Source organism: Luteimonas sp. R10, from assembly GCF_045689605.1.
Taxonomy (GTDB): Bacteria; Pseudomonadota; Gammaproteobacteria; order Xanthomonadales; family Xanthomonadaceae; genus Luteimonas.
This window is the reverse complement of the sequence record NZ_CP141262.1, coordinates 3,617,996-3,631,008: the sequence shown is the minus strand read 5'-3', so window position 1 is coordinate 3,631,008 and position 13,013 is coordinate 3,617,996. Positions and strand designations below refer to the sequence as shown.

The window sequence follows — 13,013 nt, the reverse complement described above, 5'->3', positions numbered from 1 at the left end:
CGCTCCTACCGGATGCAGGGCGGATCAATGGGCGGGGCTGGCATCCAGCGCCAGTCCGCAACTCCAGCGCCACGCCGGCCCGCGCCGACGTGGCGTTTTTCTGTCATCGGCTAACCTGTTCCGTCCCATGAACACCGCCTTCCGCGCCATCCTCACCCCCTGCACTGGCGTCTGCACGCTGGACGGTGACGGGCTGTGCCTGGGCTGCCATCGCACTTCGGACGAGATCGCGCGCTGGTCGCAGATGGGCGACGAGGAGCGACTGCGGCTGATGGAATCCGAATTGCCCGCGCGCGAAGCGCGGCGTACATGAAGCCGGGGCTCTCCGTCCCCGGCCTGGCACGGGCGCTGCATCCGCTGGACGCGCCGCCCACCGGCGACGGATGGAACCGCGACGAGATCGCCGACCTGCTGCCCGCCGCCGGCCAGCGCTTCGAGGCCGCGGTGCTGGTCGGCTTGGTGCAGCGCGCCGGCGGCCCGCGGGTGCTGCTGACCCGCCGGACCGAGATGTTGCGCCAGCATCCCGGCCAGGTCAGTTTTCCCGGCGGCCGCATCGAGCCGGACGACCGCGATGCGCTGGCCGCGGCCCTGCGCGAAGCGCGCGAGGAGATCGGCCTGTCGCCGGCGCAGGCCGCGCCGCTGGGCTATCTCGATCCGATGCTGACCGTCAGCGGTTATCGCGTGCTGCCGGCGGTGGCGGCGATCGACCCGGCGTTCGTGCCGGTGCCGGATCCCACGGAGGTGGCCGAGGTGTTCGAGGTCGCGCTGGCGTTCCTGCTGGCGCCGCAGAGCCTGCAGCGCCTGGAGGTGGACTACGGCGGCCGGCGCCGCGAGGTGCTGCAGTTCCGCAGCGATGCGAGCATCACACCGCACCGGATCTGGGGCGCGACGGCCTCGATCCTGTTGAACCTGCGCGAGCGGCTGCGGGAAGCCGCGGGAGGCGATGCATGACACCCGATTGGACCACGCTGGTGCAGGCGGAGGAACTGGCCGCCGCGCCAGGGTGCGCCGGTCTGGCGGTGGTCGACTGCCGGCATTCCCTGGCCGATCCCGGTGCCGGCGCCCGCGATTACCGCGACGGGCACGTTCCAGGGGCGGTGCATGCGGACATGGACCGTGACCTGTCCGGCACCGCGCCGGCCGGCAGCGGCGCCGGCCGCCATCCCTGGCCCGATGCCGCGGACCTGTGCCGGCGGCTCGGCGCCTGGGGCATCTCGCCGCGGCACCAGGTGGTCGCCTACGACGCCGGCGACGGCGCCTTCGCCGCGCGGCTGTGGTTCCTGCTGCAGGCGCTCGGGCATCGCCGCGTGGCGGTGCTCGACGGCGGCTGGGCGCGCTGGACCGCGCTGGGGCTGCCGCAGGAACCGTCGGTCCGGATGGCGGCCGCTGCGGATTACCCGCCGCCGACGTTCGACGCCGCGCGCCTGCTCGACGCGGTGCAGGTGCAGGCGCATCTGGACCGCGGCGGCCTGCTGCTCGACGCCCGCGCCGGCGAGCGCTTCCGCGGCGAGATCGAGCCGATCGACCGCGTCGCCGGGCACGTGCCCGGCGCGACCAGCCGTCCGTATGCCGACAACCTGATCGACGGACGCTTCAAGCCCGCGGCGCGCCTGCGGACCGAGTTCGAGCGCGTGCTGGCCGGGCGCGACCCCGCCGACGCGGTGGCGATGTGCGGTTCCGGCGTCACCGCCTGCCATCACCTGCTGGCGATGGCGCACGCCGGATTGCCGGGCGCGCGCTTGTACACCGGCTCGTGGAGCGGCTGGATCGAGGATCCGGCGCGCCCGGTCGCCATCGGCGGCGTTTGACCGCCGGGGCATCGATCCAGGCGATATTGGCGGCCCGATGGTGGGAGTGGTGGCGGCATGCCGCCACCGGGAAGTCGCAACGGCAGCCGGAGCATCACGCCGATCGCTTGTTTGTCGCGGCCTCCGTCGCTCCCGCGGCAAGCGGCTCGGCCTTGAAGACCTGGCCCATGCCGATCCGCGCCATCCGGGCAGGGTAGGGTCGCGGATGTGCCGCGGGTTCCGTCGGGTTCGCGGCGTCGCGACTTCCGTCGCTCCCACAGGGTGCGCGCCGGACTGGATGTGGTGCTGCACTGGCTCTTGTGGACCGCTGGCTCTTGTGGGAGCGACGGAAGTCGCGACCAGGCGCAAACGGCGTTCGCTTAATCGATGCCGATCGGAGTCGGGCGGCTGCCGATGGGACGCGCAACAGGCGCCGCCGCGATCAGCCCTTGCCGATCCGCGCCACCATCTCGCGCAGCGCCTGCTGGGTGGCGGGGTCGTGCCACTCGCGCAGGAAGTGCTCGAGCTGCAGGCTTTCGGGCGACAGCGCGTCGACCAGGTCGGCGCGCGCCAGGGCGCGGGTGGCCAGCATCGCCTTGCGCGGCAACTGCAGCAGGTCGTGCAGCCAGGCGACGCTGCGGGTGACGACCTCGTCGATGCCGGTCAGTTCGTCGACCAGGCCGATCGCGTGCGCGTCCCCGGCGGGGATCATGGCGCCGGACACCAGCAGGCGCTCGGCCCGGCGGCTGCCGACCACGCGCTGCATCAGCCGCAGGATGCCGGGCGGGATCGCGATGCCGACCTGGGTCTCGTTGAGGCCGATGGCGAAGGGACCGTCGGCCATCACCCGGTAGTCGCAGCACAGCGCCAGCACGCAGCCGCCGGCCGGCGCATGGCCGGCGATCGCCGCCGCCACCGGCAGCGGGCAGGCGGCGAGCGCGCGCGCGGCGTCGAAGAACGTTTCCCAAGCCGCGCACAGCGCGTCGGCGTCGTCCTGCAGCGCCAGCAGGTGCGGCACGTCGAGACCGGCCGAGAACACCTTGGGGCCGCCCGACAGCACCAGCGCATCGGCGCCGTCGTCCACGGCGGATCCGATCGCCGCCCGCAGCGTCGCGCAGAGCTCGGGATTCAGCGCGTTCACCGGGGGACGCGAGAGTTTCAGCTCGACGATGCCGCCGTCGTGGCGGATGGTTTCGATCAGGGACATGGCTGGGAGTCGTTGGGAGTCGGGAGTCGGGAGTGGTGAGGATAACGAATGGCGCTTACTTAGCCGTGACGTCCCGCTTTTGCTCGTCATTCCCGCGAAGGCGGGAATCCATGGACGTCAGGCCATCGGAAATCAAACGTGGATGACCAGCCCTTCGGGCTGTTGTAAAGCGCTTCCCGCCTTCGCGGGAATGACGATGCCCAAACAAGCGCCACTCGTGAGGGTAACCGTTTTTTTTTGCCGTCATCCCAGCGCAAGCCGGAACCGCTTTACAACAGCCGTAGGCTGGTCATCCATTTCGCCTGCCGGCGCAAGCATCAAGATGGATCCCGGCCTGCGCCGGGATGACGAGCAAAAGCGCTACGCTTCCCGACTCCAGCTCCGACTCCGACTCCGACTCCGACTCGAACTCCGAGGAACGAGGAACGATCCCGGTCATCCACCCGCGGCGCGGCGTACTGCATCGGGCAGCGGCGTCGGCCGGCCGCTGGCGCGTTCCACCCAGACCATCACCACGTGGCCGTCGGCGTACAGCGTGGCGCCGTCCTCGCCGAGGATGCGATGGGCGATGGTGACGCTGCTGCTGCCCAGGCGTTCGCAGGACAGTTCCACCACCACGCTCGCCGGGTACGGGATCGGCCGCCGGTAGTTGACCTGCACGGCCGCCAGCAGCGGCGCGGTGCGCTCGGTCACCCATTCCTCGTCCAGCGAATCGAACCAGCGGATGCGGGCCTCTTCCAGGTAGGTCAGGAAGTTCGAGTTGTTGACGTGGTTGAACGCGTCCAGGTCGCGCCAGCGCAGCGCGATCGGCATGCGGAAGAGGACGGGGGTGGGGGTGGGCTGATCATTCATGGGCGGGGTGGGAGAGCGAGGAACGAGGAGTGAGAAGTGAGAAGAGGGGAAAGGGAAGCGAAGGAGGGATGTTCTCACTCGTTCCTCGCTTTTTGCTCCTAGCTTCACGCGTTGGCGCGCCGCGCTGCTGCGCGCTTCTTGCGCACGGGCTTGGCGCCGGCTTGCGTGGACGGCGGCGTCCGCTTCGCGGCAGATGCTCGCTCGCCGAGCATCGTCGCCAGGAACTGCCCGGTGTAGGAATGCGCCATGCCGGCGACCTCCTCGGGCGTGCCCTCGGCGATGATGCGCCCGCCGCGGTGCCCGCCCTCGGGGCCGAGGTCGATCACCCAGTCGGCGGTCTTGATCACGTCGAGGTTGTGCTCGATCACCACCACCGTGTTGCCGTCGTCGCGCAGCTTGTGCAGCACCGCCAGCAGGTGCTCGATGTCGTGGAAGTGCAGGCCAGTGGTCGGCTCGTCGAGGATGTACAGGGTGCGCCCGGTGTCGCGCCGCGACAGTTCCTTCGACAGCTTGACGCGCTGCGCCTCGCCGCCCGACAGGGTGGTCGCCGGTTGGCCGAGGCGGATGTAGCCCAGGCCGACGTCCAGCAGCGTTTCCAGCTTGCGCGCGATCGACGGCACCGGCTGGAACAGCTCCAGCGCGTCCTCCACCGTCATCTCCAGCACGTCGTGGATGCTGTGGCCCTTGTAGAGGATCTCCAGGGTCTCGCGGTTGTAGCGCTTGCCGTGGCAGACGTCGCAGGGGACGTACACGTCGGGCAGGAAGTGCATCTCGACCTTGATCAGGCCGTCGCCCTGGCAGGCCTCGCAGCGGCCGCCGCGCACGTTGAAGCTGAAGCGGCCCGGCGAGTAGCCGCGCGCGCGCGACTCCGGCACCTGCGCGAACAGCTCGCGCAGCGGCGTGAACAGCCCGGTATAGGTGGCCGGATTGGACCGCGGCGTGCGGCCGATCGGCGACTGGTCGATGTCGACGATCTTGTCGAACAGGTCCAGGCCCTCGACCTCGCGGTACGGCGACGGCTTGTGCGAGGCGCCGTTGATCTCGTTGGCGGTGAGCTTGTAGAGGGTGTCGTTGATCAGGGTCGACTTGCCGGAGCCGGACACGCCGGTGATCGCGGTGAACAGCCCGGCCGGGATCGTCAGGTCGACGTCCTGCAGGTTGTTGCCGGAGGCGCCGCGCAGCTTGAGCTGCATCTTGGCGTTGGCCTTGTGGCGCCGCGCCGGCACCTCGATCCGGCGCTTGCCGGACAGGTACTGGCCGGTCAGCGAGCGCGGCGCCTCGAGGATGTCGGCGTAGGTGCCCTGGGCGATCACCTCGCCGCCGTGCCCGCCGGCGCCGGGGCCGATGTCGACGATGTGGTCGGCCAGGCGGATCGCGTCCTCGTCGTGCTCGACCACGATCACGGTGTTGCCGAGATCGCGCAGCCGGACCAGCGTGTCCAGCAGGCGCGCGTTGTCGCGTTGGTGCAGGCCGATCGACGGCTCGTCGAGCACGTACATCACCCCGACCAGCCCGGCGCCGATCTGCGAGGCCAGGCGGATGCGCTGGGCTTCGCCGCCCGAGAGCGTGTCGGCCTTGCGCTCGAGGGTGAGGTAGTCGAGGCCGACGTCGACCAGGAAGTTCAGCCGCTCGCGGATCTCCTTGACGATCTTGGCGGCGATCTCGCCGCGCCAGCCGGGCAGGGTCATCTGGCCGAAGAACGCCAGCGCCTCGCCGATCGGCAGCACCACGATCTCCGGCAGCGGCCGGTCGGCGACGAACACGTTGCGTGCCGAGCGGTTGAGGCGGGCGCCGCCGCAGTCGGGGCAGGCGCGCTCGCTGATGTACTTCGACAGCTCCTCGCGCACCGCCGAGGATTCGGTCTCGCGGTAGCGCCGCTCCAGGTTGGGAATGATGCCCTCGAACCGGTGCTTGCGCTGGCTGCGGCTGCCGCCCTCGGTGATGTAGGTGAAGCTGATGGCCTGGCCGCCGCTGCCGAACAGCACCGCCTCGCGCGCCTTCTCCGGCAGTTCCTGCCAGGGCGTGTCGACGTTGAAGCGGTAGTGCTTGGCCAGCGACGCGATCAGCTGGAAGTAGTAGTGGTTGCGGCGGTCCCAGCCGCGCACCGCGCCCGCGGCCAGGCTCAGCTCCGGGTGCACCACCACCCGCGCCGGATCGAAGAACTGGCTCACGCCCAGGCCGTCGCAGCTCGGGCAGGCGCCGACCGGCGAATTGAACGAGAACAGCCGCGGCTCGAGCTCGGGCAGGGCGTAGTCGCAGACCGGGCAGCTGTACTTGGACGAGAACAGGTGCGGCTCGGCCTCCGGGTGGTCGAGCGAGTGCACCGAGACCATGCCGTCGCCGAGCTTGAGCGCGGTTTCGAAGCTCTCGCTCAGGCGCTGCTTGATGTCCTCGCGCACCTTGAAGCGGTCGATCACCGCTTCGATCGTGTGCTTCTGCCGCAATGCCAGGGTCGGTACCGCATCGATCTCGTACACCGCGCCGTCCACGCGCACGCGCACGAACCCCTGGGCGCGCAGCTGTTCGAACACCTGCGCGTGCTCGCCCTTGCGCTCGCGGATCACCGGCGCCAGCAGCATCCAGCGCTGCTCCGGGTCGAGGGTCAGCACCTGGTCGACCATCTGGCTGACGGTCTGCGCCTCGAGCGGGTAGTGGTGGTCCGGGCAGCGCGGCATGCCCACCCGCGCGTACAGCAGGCGCAGGTAGTCGTAGATCTCGGTGATGGTGCCGACCGTGGAGCGCGGGTTGTGCGAGGTCGACTTCTGCTCGATCGAGATCGCCGGGGAGAGCCCCTCGATGTGGTCGATGTCCGGCTTTTCCATCACGCTGAGGAACTGTCGGGCATATGCCGACAGCGACTCGACGTAGCGGCGCTGGCCCTCGGCGTAGATGGTGTCGAACGCCAGCGAGGACTTGCCCGAGCCGGACAGACCGGTGATCACGATCAGCTTGTCGCGCGGCAGGTCGAGATCGATGTTCTTCAGGTTGTGGGTACGGGCACCGCGGATGCGGATGAAATCCATCGCCATCGGGGAGGAATCCGGGTTGTCCCGGCGCCATGGGCGGCCGGGCGGGGGGAGGTGGGGGGCGGCCAATCGAACAGCCTACCGAGCAGTCGATATGGGGGCAAACCCCGGTTCCGCCAAGCCGTGCGGGCAGTATGGGCACGGGTTGTCTCAGCTGCTGAGACGGACGACGGGGAGCGGCCCCTATAGATCCGGCCCGCATCTCGTAGGAGCGTACCGCAGGGGCGCGACAGCCTTCGCAGGGCAGCCGGTCGCGCCCCTGCGGTGCGCTCCTACACGATGCGCGGGGCAGAGAGGGGGGCAGAGAGGGGGGCAGAGAGGGGGGCAGAGAGGGGGGCAGAGAGGGGGGCAGAGAGGGGGGCAGAGAGGGGGGCAGAGAGGGGGGCAGAGAGGGGGGGCGGTGCTGCTCGAGTTGGAGCGGGGGCGAGCCACGGGGGGCGGAAAGCGCCTTCTGCCGTTGTTCGCCTTCGCGACGCGCGGCGCGTTCATCCTGGTCGCTGCCGACACTCCTGCCTGGCGCGGTGCGCTTGACCCTAAGCTGCTGAAAGCCCTACAATTCCGCTTCTGTCCCGGCTCGATCCGGGGCGGCGACCACAATAACTACAGAGGAAGTCTGGTCATGTACGCAGTCATCGTCACCGGCGGTAAGCAGTACCGCGTGATGGAAGGCGAGACGATCCGCGTCGAGAAGCTCGACGCCGAAGCCGGCAAGCAGGTCACGTTCGACAACGTGCTGATGCTGGGCGACGGCGAGGGCGTCACGCTCGGGGACGCGCTCAAGGGCGCCACCGTCACCGCCAACGTCAAGTCGCATGGGCGCGCCGACAAGGTGCGCATCATCAAGTTCCGCCGCCGCAAGCACCACATGAAGCGCATGGGACACCGGCAGCACTACACCGAAATCGAGATCACCGGCATCGCCGGTGGGCAGAAGCACTGAGGAGACGCAGCCATGGCACATAAAAAGGGCGTAGGTTCCAGCCGCAACGGCCGCGATTCCAACCCGAAGTACCTGGGCGTGAAGATCTACGGCGGCCAGGCGATCGAGGCCGGCAACATCATCGTGCGCCAGCGCGGCACCCAGTTCCACCCGGGCGCGGGCGTCGGCCTGGGCCGCGACCACACGCTGTTCGCGCTGGTCGACGGCACCGTCGAGTTCGCCACCAAGGGCGCCAAGAAGCGCCGCACGGTGAGCGTGGTCGCCGCCGCGGACTGATCCGCGCGCACGGCGAGGATGAAGGCCCCGCTTCGGCGGGGCTTTTCGTTTGGGCTAGCGTAGCCCGCCCAAACGACGGGATTCGGCATTCGGGATTCGGGGTTCGCAAGAGCGGATTCGATCCCCCATGGTCGCCCGTGCAGGTAGAGTTGGCAGGCACGCCCCTGCTTTTGCGAATCCCCAATCCCGAATCCCGAGTGCCATGAAGTTAGTAGACGAAGCCGAAATCACCGTGATCGCCGGAAAAGGCGGCAACGGCTGCATCGGTTTCCGGCGCGAGAAGTTCATCCCGCTGGGCGGTCCGGACGGCGGCGACGGCGGCGACGGCGGCAGCGTCTGGCTGCAGGCCGACGAGAACCTCAACACCCTGGTCGACTTCCGCCACCAGAAGCGCTTCCAGGCGCAGCGTGGCGAGAACGGCATGGGCCGGCAGATGTACGGCAAGGCCGGCGAGCCGCTGACCGTGACCGTGCCGGTCGGCACCGTGGTGATGAATGTCGCGACCGACGAGGTCATCGGCGACCTCGCCACCCACGGGCAACGGCTGCTGGTGGCGCGTGGCGGCCGCGGCGGGCTCGGCAACATGCACTTCAAGAGTTCGGTCAACCGCTCGCCGCGCAAGACCACCCCCGGCGAGGAGGGCGAGGAGCGCACGCTGAAGCTGGAATTGAAGCTGCTGGCCGACGTCGGCCTGCTGGGATTCCCCAATGCCGGCAAGAGCACGCTGATCCGCGCCGTCTCGGCGGCGACGCCGAAGGTGGCGGACTATCCGTTCACCACCCTGTACCCGAACCTGGGCGTGGTCAGCACCGAGCCGCACCGCAGTTTCGTGATCGCCGACATCCCCGGGCTCATCGAGGGTGCGGCCGAGGGTGCCGGCCTCGGCGCGTTGTTCCTGCGCCACATCCAGCGCACCCGGTTGCTGCTGCACCTGGTGGAGATCCAGCCGCTGGACGGCGGCGATGCGGTCGAGCAGGTGCGTGCGATCGAGCGCGAGCTGGGCAAGTTCGATGCCGGCCTGCTGTGCAAGCCGCGCTGGCTGCTGCTCAACAAGGCCGACCTGCTGCCGGAAGAGGAGGCGCGGGCCGAAGCCGGGCGCATCATCGCCGCGCTCGGCTGGGAGCCCCCGTGGTTCCTGGTCTCGGGCCTGGCCCACGCCGGTACCCGCGAGGTGATGCTGCAGGTGCAGGCGTTCCTGGATCGCCTGGATGAAGAAGAGCGCGAAGCGCGTGATGCGGAGTGAGGCGGTGCGCGCTGGCGCGCGCAAATCCCCCCTGCCCCCCTTTTCCAAAGGGGGGGAAGCATCGGCGATTCCGCTTCCTCCGGAGCCCGGCTTCAACCCCCCTTTGAAAAAGGGGGGCAGGGGGGATTTGCTTTTCCCCGAGGCAACAAAAAACCCGGCCGGAGCCGGGTTTTTCGCAACGACCGGAGGCCTGGCCTCAGGCGGCCTGCAGCGCCTTGATCCGCGCGGTCAGGCGGCTCTTGTGGCGGGCGGCCTTGTTGCGATGGATCAGGCCGCGCGCGCTGAAGCGGTCGAGCAGCGGCTGGGCGGCCTGGAAGGCGGCTTGCGCAGCGGCGGCATCGTTGGCGTCGAGCGCCTTGAGCACCTTCTTCACGGCGGTACGGAGCATCGAGCGCTGGCTGCCGTTGCGCTGGTTGCGCACGACGGTCTGCTTGGCGCGCTTCTTGGCGGACTTGATGTTGGCCACGGCGGAATCCTGGAAACTGGGGATGACGAAACTGGGGTGCCAGCGCCGATTCGGGCGGACGGCTGGACAAACGAGCCGGAAATTATGGGGGATTCAGTGACTTGGGTCAACCCGCGAGCGCATGCCGGGGTGAGGCGGTGAGCGCCCCCGATCCTGGCGCCGCGCCGGCCGCCGACGCGGGCCGGTCCGGGGGGCTGCTGCGCTCGACCGCCGTGTTCAGCGCGATGACCTTCGTCTCGCGCATTTCCGGCCTGGTCCGCGACCAGGTCTACGCCGCCGTCTTCGGTGCCGGGCCGGCGATGGACGCGTTCGTGGTGGCGTTCCGGATCCCGAACTTCCTGCGCCGGCTCTCGGCCGAAGGCTCGTTCTCGATGGCGTTCGTGCCGGTGCTGGCCGAGTACCGGGAGAAGCAGGACCACGCGGCGGTGAAGGCACTGGTGGACCGGGTCGCCGGCACCCTGCTGGCGGTGCTGCTGGTGCTGACCGCGCTGGCGATCCTGGCCGCGCCGGCGGTGATCCGGGTGTTCGCGCCCGGCTTCGACCTCGACGGCGAGCAGGGCCGGCTGGCCGTCGACATGCTGCGGATCACCTTCCCGTACCTGCTGTTCATCTCGATGGCGTCGCTGGCCGGCGGCATCCTCAACAGTTACCGGCGGTTCGCGGTGCCGGCGCTGTCGCCGGTGCTGCTGAACCTGGCGATGATCGCCGCGGCGCTGGCGCTGGCGCCGCGGATGCAGCAGCCGATCATGGCCTTGGCCTGGGGCGTATTCGCCGCCGGCATCCTGCAGCTGGGCTTCCAGCTGCCGTCGCTGGCGCGCCTGGGGCTGCTGCCGCGGCCGCGCTGGGGCGCGGCGCACGCAGGCGTGCGCCGGATCATGCGGCTGATGGTGCCGACCCTGTTCGGCTCGTCGGTGGCGCAGCTCAACCTGCTGCTGAACACGGTGCTGGCCTCGTTCCTGATCGGCGGCAGCGTGACCTGGCTGTATTTCTCGGACCGGCTGATCGAGTTCCCGCTGGGCATGTTCGGCGTCGCCATCGGCACGGTGATCCTGCCGCACCTGTCCGGCCGCCATGCCGCGACCGACCCGGCCGGATTCTCGAAGGCGCTCGACTGGGGGCTGCGGCTGTGCCTGCTGATCGGGGTGCCGGCCTGCCTGGGCTTGATGCTGTGCGCCGAGGCGCTGGTGGCGACGCTGTTCCAGCATGGCCGGTTCGATGCCCACGACACGCAAATGGCCGCCTGGAGCGTGATCGCGCTGTCGGTGGCGCTGCCGGCGTTCCTGCTGGTGAAGGTGCTGGCGCCGGCGTTCTACGCGCGCCAGGACACGCGGACGCCGGTGAAGGCGGCGGTGGCGGCGGTGGCGGTGAACGTGGCGCTGTCGCTGGGATTCCTGGCGGCACTGTTGTACCTCAGCGACGCCGGTGCGGCGGCCCGGGCCCTGACCGGCGACGTCGGGCCGCGCGCGGCCCTGGCCGCACTGCCGGGCGCGCACGTCTGCCTGGCGCTGGCGATCGCGCTGGCGGGCTGGACCAATGCGCTGCAGCTGTGGTGGTTCCTGCGCCGCGCCGGGGTGTACCAGCGGCAGCCGGGGTGGCCGCGGTTCGCGCGGCAGTTGCTGCTGGCGAGCCTGGCGATGGTGGCGGTGGTCGGCGCGCTGCTCTGGGCCTGGCCGGGCTGGACCGGCTGGCACTGGACGGAGCGGGCGTGGCGGCTGGCGGTGGTGGTCGGCAGCGGCGGCGCGGTGTATGCGGCGATGCTGTGGTTGCAGGGCATCCGCCCGCGCGACCTGCGAGCCTAGCCGTGCGTCTGGCTCCTCGTAGGAGCGCACCGCAGGGGCGCGATGCCGCGCCAGGCAGCCTTCTTCGCTGCGGTATGGCCAGGCCCCGTCGCCAAGGGCCGGTCAAATAGGCAGCCGAGCTCTTCGCAGATCGGCTGACGACATCAAGGCTTGAAGCGCCGGCGATTCATTGGCGAACCTGTGGCGACGGCCCAATCCTCACCGCGGCGGAAAGAATTGCCTGGGGCGGCATCGCGCCCCTGCGGTGCGCTCCTACGGTGGGCGGCCTGGTGTCGCCGGCTTCGGGGACGGGGAGGACGTTCGGTGAGTTGCGTCTCGCCTTATACTCCCGGACTTCTATGAGCAGGCTTTTTCGCGACCTCGACGGCGGGCCGGTGTGCCCGGATGGCAGCGTGGTCTGCATCGGCGCCTTCGACGGCCTGCACCTGGGCCACCAGGCGCTGGTGCGGCACGCGGTGGCGCGCGCGCATGCGCTCGGCGTGGCCGCGGTCGCGCTGAGTTTCGAACCGCTGCCGCGCGAGTTCTTCGCGCCGGCGTCGCCGCCGCCGCGGTTGATGCTGCCGCGGGCGAAGGTCCGCGCCCTCCAGGCGCTCGGGGTCGACACGATCGGCCTGCTGCGTTTCGATGCGCGGATGGCGGCGCTGTCGGCGGAGGCATTCATCGGCCTGGTGCTGGCCGGCAGGCTTCGCGCGCGCGAGGTCTGGGTGGGGCCGGACTTCCGCTTCGGCCATCGCCGCGGCGGCGATATTGCGACCCTGCACCGCGAGGGCGGGGTGCACGACTTCGTCGCCGGCGAGATCGAGCCGCTGGCGCTCGACGGCGAACGCGTCTCCAGCACCCGCGTCCGCGCGGCGCTGGCCGCGGGCGACTTCGCCACCGCCACCCGCCTGCTCGGCCGCCCGTACGCGATCTCCGGGCACGTGGTGCGCGGCCGCAGGCTCGGCCACACGCTCGGCTACCCGACCGCCAACCTGCGCTTCGGCGGCAAGGTGCCGGCGCTGCGCGGCATCTACGCCACCCGCGTGCGCGGCATCGCCGGCGGCGCCGACGCCGACAGGCCGTGGCCGGCGGTGTCGAGCTTCGGCACGCGGCCGACGGTGGGCGGCGTCGAGCCGCTGCTGGAGGCGCACCTGTTCGATTTCGACGGCGACCTGTACGGGCAGCGGATCGAGGTCGAGTTCGTGGCGCGCCTGCGCGACGAAGAGAAGTTCGACGACCTGCCCGCCCTGGTCGCGCAGATGGACAGGGACGCTGCCCAGGCACGGTCGTTGTTGGCGGCGCCGGAGACCATGCCGCGCCCGGGCGGCATTCCCTTCTCCCCTCGGGAGAAGGTTGCGCGCAGCGCCGGATGAGGGTGCGGCGAAGCGGCAGCGAACCGAACCATCGCGACTCCGCCGTACCTCACCCCAACCCCCGC

Annotated in this window: 10 protein-coding genes and 1 pseudogene; 7 read left to right on the top strand and 4 right to left on the bottom strand. The window is 70.3% G+C overall.

Translation table 11 applies throughout. The features are described from left to right. The first annotated feature begins 127 nt into the window (after positions 1 to 127). Positions 128 to 951 (top strand): annotated as a pseudogene (locus U3649_RS15760) (NUDIX hydrolase). Then, positions 948 to 1,808, top strand: a complete 861-nt coding sequence (locus U3649_RS15755; RefSeq protein ID WP_407352249.1) for a sulfurtransferase — start codon at positions 948 to 950, stop codon at positions 1,806 to 1,808. The pseudogene U3649_RS15760 and the gene U3649_RS15755 overlap by 4 nt, the downstream one beginning before the upstream one ends. A gap of 421 nt (positions 1,809 to 2,229) precedes the next feature. Here the strand turns inward: U3649_RS15755 and U3649_RS15750 are convergent, their stop codons facing one another. The 3 genes from U3649_RS15750 to uvrA form a co-directional block, all read right to left on the bottom strand. Next, positions 2,230 to 2,994, bottom strand: a complete 765-nt coding sequence (locus U3649_RS15750; RefSeq protein WP_407352248.1) for an enoyl-CoA hydratase/isomerase family protein — start codon at positions 2,992 to 2,994, stop codon at positions 2,230 to 2,232. A 435-nt stretch (positions 2,995 to 3,429) separates the two neighbouring features. Further along, on the bottom strand, positions 3,430 to 3,846 hold the full coding sequence (locus tag U3649_RS15745; protein ID WP_407352247.1) for an acyl-CoA thioesterase: 417 nt from the start codon (positions 3,844 to 3,846) through the stop codon (positions 3,430 to 3,432). A gap of 104 nt (positions 3,847 to 3,950) precedes the next feature. Beyond that, positions 3,951 to 6,875, bottom strand: coding sequence for an excinuclease ABC subunit UvrA (uvrA, locus tag U3649_RS15740; RefSeq protein ID WP_407352246.1), 2,925 nt, complete (start codon positions 6,873 to 6,875; stop codon positions 3,951 to 3,953). Between the two features lie 616 nt (positions 6,876 to 7,491). Between uvrA and rplU the strand changes: the two genes are divergently transcribed. The 3 genes from rplU to cgtA all read left to right on the top strand — a co-directional run bounded on the left by rplU (position 7,492) and on the right by cgtA (position 9,331). Then, entirely contained in the window at positions 7,492 to 7,812 is a 321-nt protein-coding gene (rplU, locus tag U3649_RS15735) for a 50S ribosomal protein L21 (protein WP_407354637.1), read from the top strand. A gap of 12 nt (positions 7,813 to 7,824) precedes the next feature. After that, on the top strand, positions 7,825 to 8,088 hold the full coding sequence (gene rpmA, locus U3649_RS15730; protein ID WP_407352245.1) for a 50S ribosomal protein L27: 264 nt from the start codon (positions 7,825 to 7,827) through the stop codon (positions 8,086 to 8,088). Positions 8,089 to 8,290: 202 nt separating this feature from the next. Next, positions 8,291 to 9,331 (top strand): Obg family GTPase CgtA, encoded by a 1,041-nt coding sequence (cgtA, locus tag U3649_RS15725; RefSeq protein ID WP_407352244.1) that lies wholly within the window; start codon positions 8,291 to 8,293, stop codon positions 9,329 to 9,331. 196 nt (positions 9,332 to 9,527) lie between these two features. On the opposite strand, the gene rpsT is transcribed toward cgtA, so the two are convergent. Then, a complete protein-coding gene (rpsT, locus tag U3649_RS15720) occupies positions 9,528 to 9,797 on the bottom strand; it encodes a 30S ribosomal protein S20 (RefSeq protein ID WP_407352243.1) in 270 nt (89 codons plus the stop codon). 137 nt (positions 9,798 to 9,934) lie between these two features. Here rpsT and murJ point away from each other — a divergent pair, with 137 nt between their 5' ends. Together murJ and U3649_RS15710 are read left to right on the top strand one after the other, a co-directional pair. After that, positions 9,935 to 11,596, top strand: a complete 1,662-nt coding sequence (gene murJ / locus U3649_RS15715; RefSeq protein ID WP_407352242.1) for a murein biosynthesis integral membrane protein MurJ — start codon at positions 9,935 to 9,937, stop codon at positions 11,594 to 11,596. 338 nt (positions 11,597 to 11,934) lie between these two features. Then, a complete protein-coding gene (locus tag U3649_RS15710) occupies positions 11,935 to 12,948 on the top strand; it encodes a bifunctional riboflavin kinase/FAD synthetase (protein ID WP_407352241.1) in 1,014 nt (337 codons plus the stop codon). The last annotated feature ends 65 nt before the right edge of the window (positions 12,949 to 13,013 follow it).

Bases quoted from the DNA above. Each gene is read 5' to 3' on its own strand.
- U3649_RS15755 (WP_407352249.1), top strand. From the start codon at position 948: ATGACACCCGATTGGACCACGCTGGTGCAGGCGGAGGAACTGGCCGCC.
- U3649_RS15750 (WP_407352248.1), bottom strand. From the start codon at position 2,994: ATGTCCCTGATCGAAACCATCCGCCACGACGGCGGCATCGTCGAGCTG.
- U3649_RS15745 (WP_407352247.1), bottom strand. From the start codon at position 3,846: ATGAATGATCAGCCCACCCCCACCCCCGTCCTCTTCCGCATGCCGATC.
- uvrA (WP_407352246.1), bottom strand. From the start codon at position 6,875: ATGGCGATGGATTTCATCCGCATCCGCGGTGCCCGTACCCACAACCTG.
- rplU (WP_407354637.1), top strand. From the start codon at position 7,492: ATGTACGCAGTCATCGTCACCGGCGGTAAGCAGTACCGCGTGATGGAA.
- rpmA (WP_407352245.1), top strand. From the start codon at position 7,825: ATGGCACATAAAAAGGGCGTAGGTTCCAGCCGCAACGGCCGCGATTCC.
- cgtA (WP_407352244.1), top strand. From the start codon at position 8,291: ATGAAGTTAGTAGACGAAGCCGAAATCACCGTGATCGCCGGAAAAGGC.
- U3649_RS15710 (WP_407352241.1), top strand. From the start codon at position 11,935: ATGAGCAGGCTTTTTCGCGACCTCGACGGCGGGCCGGTGTGCCCGGAT.